A 21,473-nucleotide genomic window follows, 5' to 3' on the forward strand; every position below is an offset into this window, starting at 1 on the left:
TTTTCTTACATCGTTTTATGTTAAATTCTTAGGCGGGTGCTCCATCGATGGCATTCCAGACGATGGTCCCAGAGTAGGTATTTGCAGCAATACTTTTAGGTATATTTAACGTTGCATTTAAATCGGCTGTCGTGACAGTGTCTGATAAACGGATATCACTTTTATCTAGCGAAATAATGGTTGAAGCATCTGTGGTTAAATCAACGCCCGTAAAGGTACCTTTTTCAGAAGATCCGTCAGGTTTTTTAGTGTCTAAATGAAGTGTCATTCCGTCTAAGCCAGTGACACCTTTTCCTTTATCTTCTAAATTCGCTGTCAGATACCAACCTGTATTCGTTGTCCCACGATTATCATTAATGATAAGTTGCGACTTGCTTTGATCTGGTTGCGTATGATCTTGGCCGTCTTTTGTCACCGTCCCAAAGTTAATTTGTGCTAATGGTGTAATGGTTAATCCGCCACCTAAAACCGACACATTCGCTGTGGTATTGGTATTATCAGCCGCATTCACAGTTTGTTGTCCAATTAAAAAAATCCCCGTTCCTAAAGTGACAGTTAAACCAATTATTTTTTTATTCATTATTTTTCCTCTTTTCTTTATAAAGTCCAACGATTAATGTACTTCCGAGTACCACGATTCCTAAAATCGTCTCTTGAGACGTAATCTCGTTTGTTTTTGGTAAAAAATTAGGTTGTCCTCGTGAAGTTGGCATATCGTTAGTCTGCGGTATAAGCTCATTGGGATGCGGAACAATATCCTCACTCTCTTTCACTATTACCATGACTTTTGTGCCAGCTTGTGCGTCAGTTGTCTTGTCTTCAGCTTGTGCTTGAATTGGCAAACCGAGAATAAAGGCAACAAACAATAAATCATAGATAAACCATTTCACAGTTATTCCCTCTTCCCTTACGGTGTTGCTTCTAAGTTCCAAATTAACTGAGCTTCATATTTATCAGCAGGTGTGACTTTTGAAATAGTTAATGTGGGCAATAATTGTAATTTCGTCAAAACTTTTTTATTTTTGATAGATTGGTTACTTACGCCAGCTACTAATTGTTGCTCATCGTTAACCATGATATTTTGCTCAGTTGTTACATAATCGACTGACTTTGGATTTAGCGTGAGATCAAGCCCTGCGTCTTTCCACGCTTGTGTTTTCTGATCATTTAAATTATAGGCTACTTCAAGCTGCCAGCCAGTTGTCCGATTAGGATCCCCCGTATCTTCAATGTTCATCTCACAACTTTTTAATGTCTGTGTTTGATCTTGGCCATTAAATTTTACGTTCTCAAAAGGCATTAGTTGTTCAGATAAGTGATAAAAGTCTAGACGATTAGAGTAATAGTAGGTCCAATCAACAGTAACACTTTTACTAAAACCTACTATTTTAGAGATATCATAAGTAATTCTATAGATGCCTGCTACTTCATCGTTTACCTGCTTAGGCGTATAGCGAATCGTTATCTTACTATAAGGAATGGACTGTCCATCATTATCTGTTGCACTATCAAAAAGACGTTTTGGATCGAAGGGCGTCCCCACAGAAAAGCTGCCGTTATGTGCACCAATATGAGCTGAAGAGGGAATGACTTCTAGTGCAGTCTGCGCCTCTAATCCTAGGTAGTTATAATCAATTTCATATTTACCAACCACTTTTGTATCCACCGCATCTACTGGGACCTTTTGCTCTCCGTCCAGTTTATATATGGTGACACTTACGTCTCGAAAATCACCTTTTTTACCATCTGGTGTTTGTAAGCTAGTCACTTCACTTTCTGGTTGCCATTGAGTATATTGATAAATCGTATCTTGAGATTTAACTTTAATTTGCGCTTGATCAATGTGCACAGCTAAACTTTTCTCATTTGAGTAGCTTTTAGATGTATCATCAACATCAAGAATTCTAAATGTTAATGTGTAATCTCCTGAAGTTGGTAAAGCATCTGCTAAACAGTTAAAACTAACGCAATCATCTGTGACTGGTAAATTTTTTAAATCTTGCTCCCCAATTTTATGAAAATCAGTTTGGACAGCACCTGAAATTTTTTCTTCAATCTGAACTTTTCTAGTTGTCGGAGCCTTAACGGTTAGTTCTACTGGTATCTTTTGTTGCGGGTGAAATGTTGTTTGACCTTTAACAAAAGCTGCCTTTTCTAAACTTGGCACTTGGTATGGATCTGTTGTGACGCGCATATATGTTTTATCTGTGGGCTCTGAAGAATCCGTTCCTGGCGGATTGACTAACGGCAGCCCACAACCATCTTTGCCACTAAATAAATAGGTTGTTAACCCGTTTTGTTGTTGTGAAGAGACATTAACATTGGCCTTATGATCAACTGTGTGAGTATGAAAATTAACTACGCGCGCAAACCGTTGAGCAACATACCCATCTGTCCAATTAAGCGGATTGTCTTGTCTTTGGTTCATCGTAAACTTTGGTGATAAAAAATCCCCTGGTAACATCGTTTCGCTTTCAGGTATTTCAGGATATTTAGAGGCATCTTGGGTATTGTAATTGGATAATGGATTGTCCTTATCACCGCTGTCCCATGGCGAGATATAAGAAGACCAAGTAGCCACTTTCCCGGTGATTCCAGTGATAATTTGATGATTCAAATTATTTGGATCTTGCTTTGCTGCTGCCGCTAAACTTGTCGCACGTAACCACATATCCGAACTAAACAATAGCCAATTATGATTAACCGTATTCGTTGTATCTGATTCGTAAGTTCGACCAAAAAAATCTGCCGACAACGAAAATTGATCACTTTCAGTGCCATCCGACAAAACATTTGATACTGGTAAGCGATGTTTCGTTAAATTTTTATTGAGGGAATAATCCTTTGAATCGCCATCCTTCATTAAAGTAGCTACATCTAAATCAAAATGAAGTTCAAATTTTATGGCCGATTTGTCAGGTTCATGTCGCCAAATTTCATAAAGTTTAGTAAAAGAAAAATTAATAGTGTCCCCCCGTTCACAAAACATCACCTGATGCTCAGTATCAATTCCGCTATAATCTTGATCAGGATCACCCCATCCCGGTGAACCATCTTCTGAAGAACCGTTAAACGTCCGCATTCCTTTTGTGTTAACAATTGGTATTTGTGTGTTTTTTTGTCCACTAATTGAATAAAAATTTTCTGGATTATCCGCAAAAGCCTTGTCATAAGCCGCTTTAAAATTATCTGCACTTATATTTTCTGGCAAATGAAACATCAGTCCATATTGCATTCCTACAGTACCAAAAGAAAGAAACTTCAATGCTTCTGTATGAGAAGTGTCCACTGTTCCGTATAATTTTACGTGTAATTTTCCTCCAAATGATCCATCAGGACCACTACCACCGTCATGGCTTATCTCCATTCCATAAGGTAAATCAGTTCTCAAATCAATGGCTATCCCTCCCGCTTGATAGAGCGAAGCTGCCTCGCATTCTTGAAAATGCACGCTCAAAAAACAAGAAATCGATACCAATAGTAGACAAGAGTAAAAGAAATAAGCAATGCTTTTTTTTCTTTTGTAGGTTGGCATTTTCATTTTTAATTGTTCGTTGATTTTTTTCATTGCTTACTCACCTTGACCTTTTTTGGAATTAGAAACTAAATAATAATTATTCTAACTACTGCTAGCTTATCAACATTGAAATTGCTTTGCCACACACAATTAATGTATAAGGCTGTACATTAATTGTGATGGCCGCTTCTTATTGCGCTTGTGTTAACATATCAATACAAAAATTTAAAGAAAGTAGACTACAATGAACCTAAATTTTACTTTTGGAGGTCCATAACATGTTTCCATCCTACCTAACGAATGAGCTAGAAATTTTATTTTATATAGTGAAGCGAGCTCATACGTCATTAAATGAAATTTCTTCCAATTTAAAAATTTCAAAAAGAACGGTCAAGGAAAATCTGATAAAAATAAATCAAGAATTCGAGGATACTTATCAAATCCAACATTTTATTGTCTCTAACAATAATGGCATTGTTTGTGTAAATCCAGCGTACCGAAAAAGCGCGGTCGAATACGCCTACACGTTAAAACTTAATCTTTTAAAAAACAATGTACAATTTAATTATTGCGTACAATTGGTCACACATTCTTCCATTGATAAAAACGAATTAATTAAAGTTTTATATATTTCTGAACATTATCTGGTGAAAATCACGAAACAACTGAATAACTTTTTTAAAATTTTTGATATAGTAATCGTTAGTATTAAGGGTATTTATCAATTAACTGGCAATGAATTATCGATTCGAGTGTTTTCTTTCATTTTCCTACAAGATTCCTTTCAAGAATTGGCTTGGCCTTTTTCTAAAATAAGTCTTGAAGAAATAAAAAAAAGTCTACCCGATGAACTTCTTGAACGATCCTATAAAAATGTCCGAATGAAGAAAAGAGCGTTTTATATTTTATATGCGATATTTAAAACTAGAACAAGTGCACAAAACTTCTTAAAGATGCCGCAGTCTAAAAACCTGCATTCTTTTTTTATTCTGATCAATCAATACAGTCATGTGACTTTATTTTTTCTTGAACACTCCTTCGCTGACATTCAATGCGAAACAAGAAAAACTGAAATTTTATACTTTAATTTTTTATCTCGCATTTTTATCCCTTATATCTTTTCGGAAAAGCAAACGAAACAAATAGAAAAATTATTTATAGAATCTAACCATCCTTATTGTGTCTTATCAAAAAAATTGTTTAAGCAAGTAGCCTACTTACTGACAAATCAGCATGATTATCAATACGTTTACTATCTTTCTATTTTTAATGCTTGGTACTTTTTAACGGAGGGCAATTATTATACTTTTTTAACACTTTATTTACCGCAGCCAGAAATTTGTACTCCGTCAGATGTGGCATACTTTAATCGAATAAAACGAACGGTGGCAAAATTAGTTCACCAAGAAACGCATTTAGAGTTACTCAGTCAACTGCTTTACACATTGTCTGTGTCCGAAAAAAAAGTACAAGTGAGAATCTATTTACAAATTATCAAAGATTTTTATGCAAGTTATTTTATTAAAACACGGTTATCCTCCTTATATAATACAAACGCAATCTCTATTACCGAAGACTTCACAAATGCGGATATCATCATCACAGATTCTTTCGAAAAAGCTACTTCTAATCAAGATATTTTCTACTTAGATTCCATTGAAAATGAAGAAAGTTGGCATGAGCTTACAGAATTTATTCAACAAAAATATATGGCTAAACTTAATGTTGGCTTATAATTGTGAGTTTTCTTAAAAAGAGCAAATTTGAAAAAAAAATTTAGAGGTGTATACTAGCAGAGGAATAATTTTTTAGCTTCTAATAAATTTTTAAAGAAGGAATGTTTTGTGAAATTATCTATCAAAAAATTTTTTGAGGTTTTCTTAGAATCGTCTTGGGCGTATAGTCGCCCTATACTAACTTTTGATACAAGACAGAACTGGTTTGCCCTTGTTCTTAGTATCATTATTGCAAATGCTGTTGGTGCTGTTCTAACAATAGTCTTTCCTTTCGCTTTTGTTTTAGTAAATGTTGGTAGCTTTTTGGGCACTGTAATTTGTGTCTTACCACGACATAGCTCTCCACAAAGAAGTGCCATAGATGGTATTTTAATGATTTTTCTTGGTGCCAGTCTGGGGATACTTTTACAGTCGTCAAGTATATTCATTATTTTATTATTCGTCCTTGGTTTGTATTTTTCAGGGATTGTAAGAAACTTTAGTATTGGTCTGTATATTCGATGTCTCTTTGGGACCATTTCTTTACTAGCTGGTGCGCAATTAAAAGGCAATTTGTCTATTGGTCAAACTTTTGAAGGTCTGGGTGCAATAATTTTAGGTATGTCCATCCTTTGTTTGTTCTATTGTCTTTATTCTAAGCCGAAAAATAATGAAGCACGAAAATTAGTAGCCGATTTATATGAACAATTATATTTATTAGCACAAGGAAAACCTGCAAGCTATGTCCATTTCAGAATAAAAGTACGCGAATCTGTTGAAACAATGCCCTGGGTCAATCATCAAAAAACACCATGGATTTATCCCTTGGTTTCACAAGCAGATGCAATTGCAGGTTCGTTAGATTCAACCAATGCAGCTGAAAATCTTCCTGCTTTAAAAGCAATTCAACTCTTTTTAAAAGGAGAACAATTAACCCTGCCTCTTCAAGAATTTGCTTCAGCAAACACCGAAATAAAATCAGCAATCCTTTTGATACAAAACAAACAATCCTCTAAAAAAATCTCATTTAAATCTTTCTTACCCACAAAAGAAGGACTTGCAGAAGCCAAAGAGATCCTTCATTCTTACAAAGGCAGCTCTGCTAGATTCGCAATTCGTTTAGCTTTAACAGGTTTAGTTTGTCATTTTTGTTCGCTTATACTTAATTACATGTACCCTTTGCCTTTAGCTAATCACGAATTCTGGGTAGTTATTTCTGGTTGTTTGATGGTTATGCCAGGGTATCATGGTACACTCGGTAAAATCACTTCAAGAACTATTGGTTCTATTTTAGGTGGTTGTTTAGGCATCTTTTTGTCTCAATTAATTGCTAACTTAACAAACCTAAATCCTTTATGGCCAATGCTATTGTCTTGTTTGCTAGTTATATTGTATGAAACCGTCCGTAAATTAAGTCAAGCATTTCTAATGCTAAGTGTGACCACTTGGTTAACTTTCACATTAGGTGGTAGTTCTGCAGGCTATACAAGAGTTTTTGATGTAATTATTGGTGCGCTGATTGCTTTTGTCATGTTTTTTATTTTCCCAACATGGCATAGTCAAGTATTACGTAAAAATATCAATAGTTGGTCAAAAACGATCAGCTCTATTTTGCTAGCGTTAATCAATGAAGAGACCACGTTACCAAGTGATGCTTGGGTACTAGCTTATCGAGTACAACGTAGAGTAAACTATTCTATTCAAGAAATTGTTCTTGAATCTCCTATTTATAGTAACGATGCCTCTGCTGAAAGCTTAATGCAACAAAAACAACTAAATGATCAACTGTTGGAAATGCAAACTGCTATGGAAGAGCTTCTTTTAGAACTTATGAAAACACAACACTACTTAAAAAAATTAACGCCAGTTAGGCCGGACACACTAAACATTGAGTTATTTAACTATTCACAGCAAATACTTTCACTCACGAATCCCAAAAATAATCGACTAATCAACCAGTCCAAACAATCCATTTATTTTCCTCAAATTGAACAATCACTGGTAATCTTAAAAAATTCTACAGCTAATTTCTTTTTAGCAAATATCAAATGATTAAATAGACAAAAAGCCTAGGAAAAATCCAAAGGGAATTTTTCCTAGGCTTAAAAGTTAATAAACTACTGGCAGAGTAATCAATGAAAACAACCGACCTAATCGAGCAGAAAACTTGGTTTTTGTAACGGAATACCCCTGTCCTGACTCCGTTACACCGACTCAATTTTATAAACTTATCTGTCTAACATTCACAAAAAACTTTTTTTTCAGTTTCTGTGAGGATATCATTCATTCGACCAGATTTAAATCCTTCTAAGTCAAAAGTTACATAATTAAATCCTTGTTTTTTAAGATAATCTGCAATTTTTTCTCTGTTTTCTAATAACAGAGAAAGTTTGTCTTCTGGAATTTCAATCCGTGCTAAATCATGATGTGCTCTGACACGGACAATTGGAAAACCTATTTCCCGTAAATATTTTTCACTAGCAAATACTTGATCAATAGCTGAGCGTGTTAACTTAATGCCATAAGGAATTCTTGAAGCAATGCTACATGAGGCAACTTTACTCCAATTGGAAATACCTGCGTCTTTAGCAAGTTGACGTATTTCAATTTTATATAATTTAGCTTGTTGTAGCGGACTGATGACCCCTTCTTGATCTCTTGCTCTTAATCCAGGACGAAAGTCAGTATTATCATCCATAATCATCCCATCGGCCAGAACATCAAATCCCTCTTTCTGAATAGCCGAACGAATAGTTTTATATAATAATTTTTTACTGTAGAACCAGCTATTAGGGTTATTTGCAACAATTCTATCATCCGCTAATTCGCTCATTTCAAGGCCTAACACATTTGCTCCCAATCCATTAGCTAAATCGACCGCTTTATCAAACTCATCATCAGAAAATAATTCTGAATTTACAACAACCGCAAGTACATTTTCAGCACCTAAAGTGTCCAAAGCTTTTTTTAGCAAGTAAGAGCTATCAATTCCACCTGAATATGCAACAGCCAACTTATCCATTTTTTGTAATTCGCGAACTAAATTTTGTTCTTTCGTTTTCATGACAGACATTTAAACCATCTCCTATTGATTTTCTTTTACATAATTAATTATAGACATCTCCACATTAGAAAAAATCACGATTCATAGTATCAATTATTGTCAATATTTGTACACTTAATACCGTTTTAAATGTTGTAACAAGTTAGCATTGGCTTCTATCTCTTCCTTTGAGTACCTTGTGACAGCCGAATCAAACAATAAAATGGAATCAGCTTCCTCGTAAATACTCAAATAGTCATGGGTGGAAAGGATAATTGTTTTACCAAGTTGATGCAGATTTTTTATTATCTTTTTAAATAATTTTTCCGATTCTTTTGTCAACCCAGCAAACGGCTCATCTAATAAATACACGTCTGGATTCATTACTAACAGACTAGCAAAAGCCACTTTTTTCTTTTCTCCTCCCGATAATTGATAAGGCACTTGATTGCTTAAATGGGTAATTTTTAATAAATTCAAACAATCATTAATTCTTTTTGCTGTTTCATGCTCGGATAGTTGGAGCTGTCTAGGGCCAAATGCCAATTCGTCATAAACTGTTGCATTAAATAATTGTGTGTCCGTCTCTTGAAATAATATACCCAAATGAGCATAATACTTCTTTTTATGAATAGGGTCTTTTTTCCAGGCCGTTAATGATTGTTCCATAAAATAAATCGTTCCCTCGGAAGGTTTTAAAAAACCTGCGAGCAAATTTAAAAAAGTGGATTTGCCACTGCCGTTATCTCCCATCAAAACCAGATATTCTCCTCTGGCTATTTCCAAATTACAAGGCGAAAAAACAGGCTTCGTTTGATAGCGATAAACCAAATGATTTACTCGATACATATTAGTTCCTCCCTAAATAAAGCAACCCCCCGAAAAATAAAAGATAGGCAATACTAACCAAAAAATCTTTCGTTTTTAATGGTTGCTTTACTCGATAATATTGACCAGTATATCCTCTTGCTTCCATCACCATGTCCAACTTTTTCCCATACGTAAAAGATTTTAAAGAGATAAGACTGATTAAATTACTACCCGTACTCAACTGGATATTTCCACCAACTGCTCTAGCTTCTACAGCGGCAAGCAGTTGGATTAAGAGATTTCCAAAGAAAAAGATATATTTAATCGTAATATCTAATTGTAAAAGTATTATATTCGGAAAATGAAAGATTTTTAATGCTGCTATAAATTGATTCATGTTGGTTGTTTCCATATATTGACTAATCGCTATGGCTAAAAAAAACAAATGAACAATAAATAATAAACTAAATTGACCTAAAAAAAAGATCGGTAAATAGATAATCAGCGGCATCAAAATGAGGATACTAGCTTTTTTGACAATGTTTCGTAGAATAGTTGGTTTTTCAACTAAAAGTAACATGCCTAGGTAGATGCCTAAGAGCCACAAAACAAGAACTTTTTGTGTAGTGCTGATTAAAACAATTAGTAAAAAAGTACTGATCAGTTGAATTGCTGGGTGTATATCACTGAGAATAGTCTTATTGCGTTTCCCACTCACCTGAAATTTATTTAATAAAAAAAGGATTCCTTTTCGATTTTTAAGCATAAAGGTTTCTTTTTTATTAGGTTCAAAGGACGTGGAAGATTCTTTCATCCATTCAGGCATCAACTTTGCCTTCTTCCATTAAATAAACGAAAAATGAGTAAAAAAACGATTATGGCTGTTACGCCACTTAAAATATACCCAAGTGCTAATGGCAGTCCTGGAATAAAGTAATCACTGAAAAGTGCATGAAATGAAAAACCATTCACCATACCTTTTGGTTGTACCGCAGGCAAATGATTCTGTTTTAAATTCTTGACTAATTCAGATAAATCCCATTCACCCCAAGCAGTGGCATGATCAATCAAACCTAATGGACATAAAATTACCATAACCAATAACAGTCTCTTTAATCGCAACAACGGAGTCCTTTTCTTCTTTTCTTCGATAAAAATTGCATCTTTTGACACACTTTTTACAAAATTATAGACACACACGGTGAAGAGACCTTCAACAATTCCTATTACTAACAGATGGACACTCATCATTGCTGGTATAGTTATAGAAAGACCATATGGGTTATAAAGTGGCGTACCATTCGCTTCATGGAATAATAAGGGTTGGATACCTAATAATACAGAAGTAGAAAATGCCGCAACATTTACACCAAGATACCCAGCTAAGAAAAGACCCATTGTTTCAAATTTTTTTACACGCGTAACTAGCTTATAAACTCCATATCCCACGAATGGCATCACAAACGCCATAGAAAAGGCGTTTGCACCAAAAGCTAATATACCACCATCACCAAATAAACAAGCCTGTAATAGTAAAGCCACCGAAACAGACAGCGTCGCGGCCCAAGGTCCCATCAATAATGCGATGAGAACAGCCCCAACAGCGTGCGCAGTTGTTCCACCAGGTACTGGCAAATTAAACATCATTATTAAAAATGACAAGGAGGAGGAAATCCCTAACATGGTCCCTGTATCTTTTTTTAATTTAATTTGAACGTCAACTTTTTTTACAGCGCGGTACCAGACAGGTACCATAATCGCGCCCATCACTGCGCAAGTTTGTGGGCTTAAATAATTTTCTGGAATATGCATGTTCGTCAGACTCCTATCTTATCGATCAATATAATCAGCTAAATAACTTTGATCGTAAATCACAATTTTTTGTTTTTTGATATCGATGACTTTTTCCTCTTTTAAATCATGGATAATTCGGTTTACGCTATTTCTCGTTGAAATCCCGCAAAACCCCGCAATATCCTCATTAGTTACTTGAAAATCAATTAATATTCCTTCCTCTGTCTGTACACCAAACAAATCAATTAATTGGTAAATAAAAGTACAAACAGCCCCTTTCTTACCATTCATTGTCATATTCTGTAAGGAACTAATACTCTCCGATAATTTTGCACGGTAGTAATCCCGTACATAATCTTGAAGAACAGCATCTTCTCTAACATATTCCCAAAATACAGTCCTTGGTATCCGATAAAAGCTAGCCTCTTCCGACTCAATGCGGATATTAAAAGGAGCAGATGTATAATTTGATACTTCATCACGTAACAATGAAATAATGTCAGGAGACACAATATACGACAGATTAAATTCTCGTCCATCCTTTAAAATAATACTCGTCTTAACGACCCCTTTCTTTAATACATAGGTGTACGCTTCCTCCAATCCATGATAAGCGAGATAAGTATGGCGTTTTTTTTTGATAATCGGTGTCTTCTTTCTATCTAAGAAAGCTGTAAGATAATCTGACTCCATAATTGTCACTCCTTTGACTAAGTTTCTGTTTGATTCGTTAACTATTATAAACACTCTCACCAACCTTTTGTTAGCAAATGTTACCCACAATAAGGACTGTGTGATTCCTAAATTTCATTATACTTAGTCTCGTAAAATATTACTTAGGAGATGATTGCTATGGTAGAAATTAACCTACCTTATGACAAGAAAATGATTACTGCAAGAATTCCCGATAAAAATTTTATTGGGCTTCTCGAATCAAAAGCTGAACATTTTTCAAATCCATATACTGAGAAAGAAACAGTCGAAAAATCGCTGGACAATCCTATTGGAAGCCTTCCATTAGAAGAATTAGCTAAGGGTAAAAAAGACATTGTCCTCATTAGTTCCGATCACACACGTCCCGTTCCTTCACATATTATCACCCCAATTATTTTGCGTAGAATTCGTTCAGTGAACAAAACAGCTAGAATCCGGATTTTAGTTGCTACAGGCTTTCATCGCCCTTCTACACGAGAAGAACTGATTAGCAAATATGGTAAAGCGATTGTAGAGAATGAAGAAATCGTTATGCATATCTCTACTGATGATTCCTCAATGGTCAAAATCGGTCAACTACCTTCAGGGGGCGATTGTATCATTAATCGCATTGCAGCAGAAGCAGATTTACTGCTGGCCGAAGGGTTTATTGAATCACACTTTTTTGCAGGATTTTCTGGTGGACGTAAATCTGTTTTACCTGGAATTGCTTCTTATAAAACCATCATGGCTAACCATTCTGGAGAATTTATTGATTCCTCCAACTCACGGACAGGAAATTTAACGGATAATCCGATTCATAATGACATGGTCTACGCTGCCGCTAAAGCGAATCTAGCTTTTATTGTTAATGTCGTTTTAGATGGTGACAAAAAAATTATTGGTTCCTTTGCAGGCGATATGGTTGAAGCGCATAAAGTTGGTTGTAACTTTGTAAAAGAAATTGCCCGTGTCAAAAAAATACCTTGCGATATTGCGGTTTCAACGAATGGCGGATTTCCACTTGATCAAAACATTTATCAAGCAGTTAAAGGGATGACCGCTGCAGAAGCAACCAATAAAGACGGCGGTGTCATTATTATGGTCGCTGGATGTCGTGATGGTCACGGTGGTGAAGGTTTTTATGAAAATATTGCCAATGTTAAAAATCCAAACGAATTTTTAGAAGCAGCCATCCATACACCACGATTAGAAACCGTGCCAGATCAATGGACTTCGCAAATTTTAGCGCGAATTTTAGTTCATCATCATATAATTTTTGTTTCAGATCTTGTTGATCCTGAGCTTATCACTTCGATGCATATGGAAATAGCAAAAACGTTTGATGAAGCGTTAGAGCGAGCATTTGAAAGAGAAGGTCTAAATGCAAAAGTGACTGTGATTCGAGATGGCTTGTCTGTCATTGTAGAATAATGATCCTTGAGAAATCAGGAATAAGGAGCGTTGTATTATGCAACCGAAAGAAATTTTAGGAGCTTTTAAAGAAGGAAAATTATCTTTAGAAGAAGCAACAAACAAATTAAATGGCTTTTGCGAATTAGACTTTGCAAAAATTGATACGCAGCGTAAAGAAAGAACTGGGTATCCAGAAGTCGTTTACGGGGAAGGGAAAACAATTGAGCAACTCATCAAAATTATCAATAGCTTAAGAAAAGAAAACAATACAATCTTAGTTACTCGCGTTTCACAACAAAAAGCCCAACCTTTAGAGTCGAACTTTCCTCATGGAACCTACTATGAACTTGCACGTTGTTTCGTTATCAACCAAATGGAGACTACAACAAAAAACTATATTGCGATAGTTACTGCTGGAACGTCAGACATGTCCGTTGCTGAAGAAGCAGCAATCACTGCAGAAACTTTCGGGAATCAAATAAAACGTATCTATGATGTAGGCGTTTCTGGCATTCATCGTTTGTTCGCTCACCTAGATGAGATTCAACAGGCTTCGGTGGTTATTGTGATTGCAGGCATGGAAGGTGCACTGGTGTCCGTGCTAGGCGGACTAGTTAGCGTGCCAGTGATTGCCGTCCCTACTAGCATAGGCTACGGTAGCAATTTCCAAGGACTGACTGCTCTTTTAGGAATGCTAAATAGTTGTTCCTCTGGCGTTAGTGTAGTCAACATAGATAACGGGTTTGGTGCCGCTTATAATGCAAGTATGATTAATCAAATAAAGGAGTCTTCACTATGAAAAGCTTATTTTTAGAACCATTTTCTGGTCTTAGTGGTGATATGTTAAATGGATTGTTGCTTGACTTAGGCGGGGATTTAAACAAACTGTTAATCGAATTAAAAAAACTTCCCATCGATGGGTTCACCATTCAAGCCCAACGAATTGCTAAAAGTTGTATTTACGGAACAGATTTCGATGTTCTCCTACAACATGGAAAAAAGGATTACGGTATAAAACACAGTCTCTCTCCTCACCACGAAAATGAACATCATGAAACGAAAGAACATGCACATCATCATAGCCATTCTAGAAATTTAAAAGATATTTATACATTAATTGAAAAAAGCGACTTGTCCAATTTTGTAAAAAAACATAGTAAAAATGTTTTCTATGACATTGCAAAAGCTGAAGCTGCTGTTCATCAACAAACAATTGACACTATTCATTTTCATGAAGTTGGAGCAATTGATTCAATTGTTGACATCGTTGGCTTTTTTATCTTATGGGAACAGTTAGAGATTGAACAAGTCTATTCAACGCCAATTACAGATGGAAGTGGCACTATCACAATTGCCCATGGAGTCATGCCAATACCAGTTCCTGCGGTGATGGAATTACGTAAAGAAACGAATTTAATCATTCAACAAGACTTTGAGATAAAAACTGAACTTGTCACACCGACTGGCTTAGCTATTTTTAAAGAACTTAGTCCTCTATTTGTCGCACCAGAACAACGATTAATTGAAAAAATAGGTTACGGATTTGGCAAACGGGAAACAGGCAAGTTCAATGCCCTCAGAGGATCAATCTTTACTGAAACACATAGTAAAAAAAAGAGTACAGAACACCATGACCAAGTTTTAAAAATTGAAACAAATATAGACAATCAAACACCTGAACAGTTAGGTTACGTAATGGATCTATTATTGGAGCATGGTGCTCTAGATGTTTTTTTCACGCCCATTCATATGAAAAAAAACCGAAGTGCCATTCTATTAACGGTTTTAACAACAACAGAGGAAAAAGAATATTTTACAGAACTACTCTTTAAACATACTTCTACAATTGGTATGCGTTTTCAAACAATGGAACGTAGTGTAATGGACCGTTCTTTCAAAATCTTGGAAACACCTTTTGGTAAGGTCCATATTAAAAAAAATCATTATCATGGCCTATTGAAAGAGTCTATTGAATACCAAGATTGTGAACGAATTGCTAAACAATATAATTTTACAATTGAGGAAGTCTATCGCCTCGTCCAAACATTAAATAACAAAACTATTGATTAAAGGAGCTTTATCTTATGTTTCATCATATCTTATCAGAATTTATGGGAACTGCATTAATGATCGTATTTGGGGTAGGTGTTCACTGCGACGATGTCCTAAAACGAACAAAATACGCTGGTTCTGGTCACATGTTTGCAATCACTACTTGGGCTTTTGGAATCTCTGTTGTTCTGTTCGTCTTTGGCGGAGTCTGTATTAATCCAGCAATGGCCCTCGCTCAAGCTATTTTAGGAATGATTCCATGGTCTTACTTCATTCCCTATGTCATCGCTGAAATGTTAGGCGGCATTTGTGGCGCCGTCATTGTTTATATTATGTATGCTGATCATTTCAAGCTATCCGCCGATAGTGTCGATCCAATCGCCATTCGTAATATTTTTTCTACAAATCCGAACCAACGAAATTTACCAAGAAACTATTTTGTTGAAACTTTTGCAACGTTCATTTTTTTAACATCTATTTTAGCGATTGCACATTCCTACGAAACACAACTACCCATTGCTGTTGGCTTGCTTGTTTGGGCAATCGGCATGGGGCTAGGTGGTACTACAGGATTCGCAATGAATCAAGCACGTGATTTAGGTCCTCGTATCGCCTATCAACTTTTACCAATCAAAAATAAAACCAATAATGATTGGCAATATGGGTTGATTGTTCCCGGAACTGCACCGTTTTTAGGAGCCATTTTTGCGACACTTTTCGTAAAATTTTTCCTAAAATTCTAATAAACCAACTAAATTTCTAAAACAAAAAAATATATAAAATAGAAGCTAGTCTCTAAATTTCTTCTATTTTATATATTTTTATTTTAATCACAAGATTTTTTCTGTGTCTTAGAGAGTAAGAATTTAATTTATTAGCTTTTTCGTTATCGGTTTTATGCAAAAGTCAGTTTGCTCTAACAGCTAGAGTCCTTTTTGGTGATTGTTCAGTAAGTTAATCCTGGATTGAAAACACCTAATAAAACGCCAACGAGAGAAATAACAACTAAAATAAGCATCGTCCAAATAGCGGAAACATGTTTTTTGGACATTAACCACCAACAAAACAAGGTAACAAGTATCGTTAATAATCCTGGATAAATACTGTCAATTTTATCTTGCAGTTTAAGGAAAACTTTTCCGTCAGCACCTATTAATTTAAGAGAAGTAGTTACATTTACCCAAGATGCAAGGACCCCACCGACAACCATACTACCAATAACTCCGATAGCAACTCTAACAGCAGCTCCTTCTTTCCCAACTAAGAAACTTACTGCTTTATCACCAAAATGATAGCCTCTAAAATACAAAAAGCGTTGGCCAAAATAGGAAATTAACGTCCAAACAATAATATAAAATATGGCACCAATTGGCGAACCGCCCGTGGACATTCCTAAGGAAATTCCTAACAAGATAGGAATCAAGGTACCATCAACTAATGAATCGCCAATCCCTGCAATCGGTCCCATTAATCCTGCCCTCATATCATTAATGGTTTCTCCATCAATTTCATTCTTACTTGCTCTAGCCTCTTCCATACTAGCAGTCACACCAACAATGACCGTTCCAAGCATTGGATTTGTGTTAAAAAAAGCTGTATATGCTTGAATGGCTTTCACTTGGTCTTCATGTTTTGGATAAAGTTTTTTGATAATAGGAAGCATTGAAGAAAGATAGCCGAAGGTTTGCATATGCTGTTGTGAAAAACAAGTTAACGCTCCCCAAAACCATAAATGAAAAGAATGCTTTAACGTTTTTTGGTCTAATTTATTTGCTTTCAACTCTTCCATCTCATATGTCCTCCTCTTCATCATCATTCGTCAGACTTCCTGTTGAATCAACCAGTTTAGTATTGTTTTTAATCAAAGCAATTTTATAAAAAATTACAGCAAAAAGAAGCGCAATAATCGTTATTGAGACTAAATTAAGTTTTAATGAAGCAGCTAATGTGAACCCTACAAAAAAAGGTACAAAATCAATGTTCTTATTAACAATTTGACGTAACAAAATTGCAATTCCCACACACGGAAGCATGCCACCTACAGTAAAAAGCGTTTTCATTGCAAGACCATCCATAGGTAATGCATCTCTCATTGCTGTAACAGCCGTAGCCCCAAAATAGGTTAAAATCACGGTTGGCAAAAAGGAAAAAAGTAGATGAGAAATCCACGGCCAACCAAAATTAATGGCATATAAATGATCAAGCTTGCCTTTTTTTATATCTTTCCAACCAAACGATTGCCAAACTAAATTTAACGCGGCAACAGAATAAAATAATACCGTTCCGATCGTTCCAACTAATGTGCCGACCGATTTAGCCAGGTCGGCTGCAGAGCCGCCAAGTGGATCTAACCCTTTGGTCGAAATCGCCACCATCGCCAAAGGAATCCCGATATATGAAATTGCCCGCACGTCAGCAGACACTGTGCCTCCAGGTGTGACCAAAGCAATGTAAACTAATTGCATTGCTACGCCACAAGCGATTCCTAATTTTAAATCTCCTAAAATAATGCCACAAACTAATCCGCCGACTAAAGGACGCCCAATCGTATAATTTCCCACCGCTTGTCCAGCCATACAAGAATTTGAACACAGACAAGCAAATAGGCCTAAAATAGCCGCTTGTATCCAGTTGATTGTCATAATACTACTCTCCTCTTTTCAAAACTTCTAGAATCAGTAACCAAATTTAGCTTTAAAATGCGCCCAAGAACCAATTCGTTGATCAGGTAACAAGGCAAAATCCACTTTGTAACCAGCCTTTTCAATTTCTTCAAAAGCCGCTGCTTCTTCTGCTGTAAAGGATTGGTTATCCCCTAATTTAATTGTCCCTTCGCGGTCATTTCCCGGTCCAACATTAATCATTTTTACTTCACTTGGAACAAAATGCCAATCCACCAAAATTTTTTTCATATCCAAAGGGCTCTTTGTAATCAAAAAGTATTTTGACTTAGACGCTAATACTTTATCCTTTACATCAAAAAAATGCGCCATTGTCCAAATAAAGGTTTTTTTATCTTGTGCAGCTGCTTTATAAGCTTCCTTTAAAATAGGGTTACTTGCTGCTTTGTCATTCACAGCTATAATGCCATCACAAGGCATTTCTTTAGTCCAACGTAAAGTAATTAAGCCATGAATCATTCGATCATCGATTCGAACAAAAGAAATTGACATGTTCATCTTCTCCTTTAGATATCCTCTTCAGTTATATCGTTTTCAGTTACATCGTCTTCAGTTACAGTTAACTCTCTAATGCCATGACAAGCATCTGCTACTATCATTTTTTTCAAATCAGATAATTCACTAGTTTCTTTCATTAGAAGCGCATTTAAAGCCATTGGAAAATTTACTCCTCCAACAATCAGAGAATTTTCTAGCATTTTTTGCTTATCTAATACTTTACAAATAGTAGCAAGTGGACTCCCGCCTACAATATCAGCCAAAACGATTAGCCTCGTTTCCTGCGGTAATTTTTCAACTTCATAAAGAAACCGCTTACCAAAATTATCGGTAGATTCACCAGGTTGTAAGCCAAACACTCTGACTGTCTCTATCTCATCGCTAGCAAACATCCCTAATGAATTTTTTAACCCTCTAGCAAAATCGCCATGACTGACCAGAACTAAATAAGTCATTTCCTCTCTCCTTTCTTAACATTTCCACTTCAAAATTTTTTAAATCACCTCTTTTTAAGAGTCCATAATACAACTTTTATAAAATGAAAATATTTGCTTCGTTCGCCTCACACTCCTTTGATAGCATGAATGTTTAACAACAGTACCTTTCTAAAATTAAAGTCATTCACTAAAAAGTTCTAATGAATTTGGCTGTTGTAGCTTGGTGACAAGGAACAATGACTTTCTTTATCCATAAAAACATTTAGTTGATTACGCTTAAAAAAATAAATAATATAGCAATTCCCAAAAAAGTTGCTTTTGAATAGTCCCTTTTCTAAATTTATTGATTCATTTTTTCAACTATTAGGTTAGCAAAGTCCCAACACACATTCCACCCACAATAGGTGTACATAGTTGTACATTATTCGGAGTTAATCAACTCATTTAAGCTATGGTAAAATAACTATATATCACTCCAATTTTCTAATTATATAGGTCATTCCAGGTCATGCTCTTTTGGATACAACAAAATGAACTTATATCGAATCTATGGTTTTATGCTCTTAATAAATTAAAAAGTAAAGTAGGGATATTTGTATGTCAGCAAAAGAAAAAACGATGAAATATGGATTGGTAGGCTTCTTTTTGGGGATATTGTTATTAGCTCATCTAAATTTATTAGCTGAAAATCTTAGTTATCTTCTCTTAGGATTATTACTTTTACTTGTTGCATATCTAATCTTGGTAAAAAAATTTTATTTTTTCTCAAACTTGATTCCTAAAAATACTACTGATATAAATTTAGGTAAAAAATATGGTACGGCTTCTGGCATCGGCAGTTTAGTTATCGGGATTATTTTAATAATTCTGGGACTATTTTTATAGAAAAATAATTACTAAAATAAAACAAGCAGCGAAACCATAAAAAGTACACGAGTTCTTTTCTCGTGTACTTTTTATGGTTACCTGTATAGCCTTCAATTTGTTCCTTTGTTACTTCTTTTTCTTAATAATGCTCTTTACAGTGCCACATTAAAACAGCAATAAAAATTAATGAAGGGGAATTTAACTCAAATACCAATGATTATTATTTAAGACCGCTTTCTCAAATAACCCTCATTGATTACGTACTAATCGTGATAGACTCCTCGTTGCCATTTATCTAAAAATTCATCGAAAAAGTGCGCATCTTGTTGTTCTGGATGTTGTTTTTCAACTTGATTAATTTTTTCAATTAGTTGTTCGTTGTCTTCTGTTGGATGATAGTGTGCTTCAATAAAGGCAGCAGCGATATCACAGATCAAGAATTCTCCTGTTATTTTCCCACCGAAACCAATAACATTTGCGTTCAATTCCTCTTTCGCATACAACGCTGTAGTCATATCGCGAACTAAAGCAGAACGGATACCCGGCACTTTGTTAACCGCATTGTTAATTCCAACGCCTGTTCCGCAAATACATATACCCAAATCAGCCTGATTGCTCATTACGGCTTCTCCCACTTTTTTTCCGAAAATAGGATAGTGAGTTCGAGTAAAATCATACGTGCCTACATCTAAAATTTCATATCCCTTTGCTTTCAAAAAATCAGAAACTGCTATTTTGGTATCCGTCACAATATGATCACAACCAATGGCAATTTTCATAAAAACACTTCCTTTCTATTATTTGTTAAGCCATTTTATTTAACATATCTACACGTATTTGATGACGCCCGCCTGCATAATGACCTGTTAAGAATTCTTTTATTATGTTTTTGGCTAGTTCCGTTCCAACAATTTTTGCGCCCACCGTGATCATCCGAGCATTGTTGTGTTCTCGCGCCATATATGCAGAACGCTCATCTGACAACTCAGCGACAATCATTCCTTTAATTTTAGCAGCAGTCATAAAACTACCTGCCCCATAACCATCAAAAACGATTCCTAAACTTTCAGTATCCTTTAAAACTTCATGAGCAACAGCAAGCGTTGCTTCTATAAAGTCTTCCGAAGCACTTTCACTTTTATCGATTACCTCAACTTTTTCTTGCAATAAGTATTGTTTCATTTCTGCTTTTAATTTTATTCCATCTAAATCTGAACCAAGTATGACACGCATTTTGTTTTCCTCCTTACCTCGTGTATCTACTATTAAAATTCTGTCCCTTTCTTTAAACTCAAATCCCCTTCTCGAAAACATAATAAAACAATATCGAACTTTATTCAACATTTATTTTCTTTTTTGTTTATTATTGTTTAATATTGTGTTGACATCTTTTTGAAAGCGTTTTATATTATACTTGTAAATAAATAATAATATATTAAAGAAACGAGGGGTTCTATGGTTATTAAAACATCGATTTTTTCATTAGATACTACCTATATTTCAAACAAAAAAACACAAGAAGAAGTTTTTGAAGAAGTTTATTTAGACTTGTTAAAAAAGAAATTAGTTACACCTGATTTTCTAACTAATTTATTGGAACGAGAACATAACTATCCGACTGGTTTAAGTTTAACACCGATTGATCCTGCACTACCGAATATCGCCATTCCGCATACCGAAAGTACCTTTGTACGGACGACAAGAATTATCCCGATTAAATTGAAACAATCCTTATCATTTCATAACATGATTATCCCAGATGAAACGCTCTCTGTTTCCTTTCTTTTCATGATTTTAAATGAAAACGGTATTGAACAAACGGGTCTTTTAGCGACTATCATGGATTTTATTAACACGACAGACCGTTCATCACTATTGGCTTTTTTTCAATGTGAAGATAAAGAAGAAGTTTATCGTTTTTTACAAAAAAATTTTAAAGGAGAGATTTAA

22 protein-coding genes are annotated in these 21,473 nt (G+C 35.2%); 8 read left to right on the forward strand and 14 right to left on the reverse strand.

Features of this window, described 5'->3' with window-relative positions:
• Nucleotides 1-28: 28 nt before the first annotated feature.
• The 3 genes from IGL37_RS07710 to IGL37_RS07720 are packed head-to-tail and all read right to left on the reverse strand — an operon-like array spanning nt 29 to nt 3,568.
• Nucleotides 29-580 carry a hypothetical protein gene (locus tag IGL37_RS07710; RefSeq protein ID WP_002357217.1) on the reverse strand — a complete coding sequence of 184 codons (552 nt, stop codon included), beginning with the start codon at nt 578-580 and terminating at the stop codon, nt 29-31.
• On the reverse strand, nt 573-932 hold the full coding sequence (locus IGL37_RS07715; protein ID WP_002361990.1) for a hypothetical protein: 360 nt from the start codon (nt 930-932) through the stop codon (nt 573-575). The genes IGL37_RS07710 and IGL37_RS07715 overlap by 8 nt, the downstream gene beginning before the upstream one ends.
• Complete coding sequence (locus IGL37_RS07720; RefSeq protein WP_033917908.1) at nt 908-3,568, reverse strand: bacterial Ig-like domain-containing protein; 2,661 nt, start codon at nt 3,566-3,568, stop codon at nt 908-910. Before IGL37_RS07720 ends, IGL37_RS07715 begins: the two co-directional genes overlap by 25 nt.
• A gap of 227 nt (nt 3,569-3,795) precedes the next feature.
• Between IGL37_RS07720 and IGL37_RS07725 the strand changes: the two genes are divergently transcribed.
• A complete protein-coding gene (locus IGL37_RS07725) occupies nt 3,796-5,253 on the forward strand; it encodes a helix-turn-helix domain-containing protein (RefSeq protein ID WP_010773991.1) in 1,458 nt (485 codons plus the stop codon).
• A 108-nt stretch (nt 5,254-5,361) separates the two neighbouring features.
• A complete protein-coding gene (locus tag IGL37_RS07730) occupies nt 5,362-7,284 on the forward strand; it encodes an FUSC family protein (RefSeq protein WP_033917907.1) in 1,923 nt (640 codons plus the stop codon).
• Nucleotides 7,285-7,468: 184 nt separating this feature from the next.
• Here IGL37_RS07730 and larE read toward each other — a convergent pair whose 3' ends face one another.
• The 5 genes from larE to IGL37_RS07755 form a co-directional block, all read right to left on the reverse strand.
• Nucleotides 7,469-8,305 (reverse strand): ATP-dependent sacrificial sulfur transferase LarE, encoded by an 837-nt coding sequence (gene larE / locus IGL37_RS07735; RefSeq protein ID WP_002374609.1) that lies wholly within the window; start codon nt 8,303-8,305, stop codon nt 7,469-7,471.
• Between the two features lie 105 nt (nt 8,306-8,410).
• Nucleotides 8,411-9,124 (reverse strand): ABC transporter ATP-binding protein, encoded by a 714-nt coding sequence (locus IGL37_RS07740; RefSeq protein ID WP_002357209.1) that lies wholly within the window; start codon nt 9,122-9,124, stop codon nt 8,411-8,413.
• A gap of 1 nt (nt 9,125) precedes the next feature.
• Nucleotides 9,126-9,911 carry an energy-coupling factor transporter transmembrane component T family protein gene (locus IGL37_RS07745; protein ID WP_010819448.1) on the reverse strand — a complete coding sequence of 262 codons (786 nt, stop codon included), beginning with the start codon at nt 9,909-9,911 and terminating at the stop codon, nt 9,126-9,128.
• Nucleotides 9,911-10,897, reverse strand: coding sequence for a cobalt transporter CbiM (gene cbiM / locus IGL37_RS07750; RefSeq protein ID WP_002361997.1), 987 nt, complete (start codon nt 10,895-10,897; stop codon nt 9,911-9,913). Before cbiM ends, IGL37_RS07745 begins: the two co-directional genes overlap by 1 nt.
• 18 nt (nt 10,898-10,915) lie before the next feature.
• Complete coding sequence (locus IGL37_RS07755; protein WP_002361998.1) at nt 10,916-11,572, reverse strand: Crp/Fnr family transcriptional regulator; 657 nt, start codon at nt 11,570-11,572, stop codon at nt 10,916-10,918.
• 159 nt (nt 11,573-11,731) lie between these two features.
• Here IGL37_RS07755 and larA point away from each other — a divergent pair, with 159 nt between their 5' ends.
• From larA to larD, 4 genes are read left to right on the forward strand one after another with little or no spacing between them, the layout of a single operon-like run.
• Nucleotides 11,732-13,006 (forward strand): nickel-dependent lactate racemase, encoded by a 1,275-nt coding sequence (larA, locus tag IGL37_RS07760; protein ID WP_002361999.1) that lies wholly within the window; start codon nt 11,732-11,734, stop codon nt 13,004-13,006.
• Between the two features lie 37 nt (nt 13,007-13,043).
• Entirely contained in the window at nt 13,044-13,787 is a 744-nt protein-coding gene (gene larB, locus IGL37_RS07765; protein WP_002379543.1) for a nickel pincer cofactor biosynthesis protein LarB, read from the forward strand.
• Complete coding sequence (gene larC, locus IGL37_RS07770; protein WP_002407516.1) at nt 13,784-15,058, forward strand: nickel pincer cofactor biosynthesis protein LarC; 1,275 nt, start codon at nt 13,784-13,786, stop codon at nt 15,056-15,058. The genes larB and larC overlap by 4 nt, the downstream gene beginning before the upstream one ends.
• Before the next feature lie 14 nt (nt 15,059-15,072).
• A complete protein-coding gene (gene larD / locus IGL37_RS07775) occupies nt 15,073-15,783 on the forward strand; it encodes a D/L-lactic acid transporter LarD (protein WP_002357197.1) in 711 nt (236 codons plus the stop codon).
• A gap of 203 nt (nt 15,784-15,986) precedes the next feature.
• On the opposite strand, the gene IGL37_RS07780 is transcribed toward larD, so the two are convergent.
• From IGL37_RS07780 to IGL37_RS07795, 4 genes are read right to left on the reverse strand one after another with little or no spacing between them, the layout of a single operon-like run.
• Nucleotides 15,987-16,856: a PTS system mannose/fructose/sorbose family transporter subunit IID gene (locus IGL37_RS07780; protein ID WP_002394543.1), complete on the reverse strand. Its 870-nt coding sequence runs from the start codon at nt 16,854-16,856 to the stop codon at nt 15,987-15,989.
• A complete protein-coding gene (locus IGL37_RS07785) occupies nt 16,831-17,682 on the reverse strand; it encodes a PTS mannose/fructose/sorbose/N-acetylgalactosamine transporter subunit IIC (RefSeq protein ID WP_002357194.1) in 852 nt (283 codons plus the stop codon). Before IGL37_RS07785 ends, IGL37_RS07780 begins: the two co-directional genes overlap by 26 nt.
• A gap of 33 nt (nt 17,683-17,715) precedes the next feature.
• Nucleotides 17,716-18,213 carry a PTS system mannose/fructose/N-acetylgalactosamine-transporter subunit IIB gene (locus IGL37_RS07790; protein ID WP_002357192.1) on the reverse strand — a complete coding sequence of 166 codons (498 nt, stop codon included), beginning with the start codon at nt 18,211-18,213 and terminating at the stop codon, nt 17,716-17,718.
• A gap of 14 nt (nt 18,214-18,227) precedes the next feature.
• Nucleotides 18,228-18,674, reverse strand: coding sequence for a PTS sugar transporter subunit IIA (locus IGL37_RS07795; RefSeq protein ID WP_002379545.1), 447 nt, complete (start codon nt 18,672-18,674; stop codon nt 18,228-18,230).
• A 579-nt stretch (nt 18,675-19,253) separates the two neighbouring features.
• Between IGL37_RS07795 and IGL37_RS07800 the strand changes: the two genes are divergently transcribed.
• Nucleotides 19,254-19,541, forward strand: coding sequence for a hypothetical protein (locus tag IGL37_RS07800; RefSeq protein ID WP_002362004.1), 288 nt, complete (start codon nt 19,254-19,256; stop codon nt 19,539-19,541).
• Between the two features lie 245 nt (nt 19,542-19,786).
• Here IGL37_RS07800 and lacB read toward each other — a convergent pair whose 3' ends face one another.
• Nucleotides 19,787-20,302 carry a galactose-6-phosphate isomerase subunit LacB gene (gene lacB / locus IGL37_RS07805; RefSeq protein ID WP_002374591.1) on the reverse strand — a complete coding sequence of 172 codons (516 nt, stop codon included), beginning with the start codon at nt 20,300-20,302 and terminating at the stop codon, nt 19,787-19,789.
• Between the two features lie 25 nt (nt 20,303-20,327).
• Nucleotides 20,328-20,756, reverse strand: coding sequence for a galactose-6-phosphate isomerase subunit LacA (gene lacA, locus IGL37_RS07810; RefSeq protein WP_002357188.1), 429 nt, complete (start codon nt 20,754-20,756; stop codon nt 20,328-20,330).
• Nucleotides 20,757-20,978: 222 nt separating this feature from the next.
• On the opposite strand from lacA, the gene IGL37_RS07815 reads away from it, so the two are divergent.
• On the forward strand, nt 20,979-21,473 hold the full coding sequence (locus tag IGL37_RS07815) for a PTS sugar transporter subunit IIA (RefSeq protein ID WP_002357187.1): 495 nt from the start codon (nt 20,979-20,981) through the stop codon (nt 21,471-21,473).

Origin of the sequence: Enterococcus sp. AZ119 (assembly GCF_050546175.1) — a bacterium.
Lineage (GTDB): Bacteria > Bacillota > Bacilli > Lactobacillales > Enterococcaceae > Enterococcus > Enterococcus faecalis.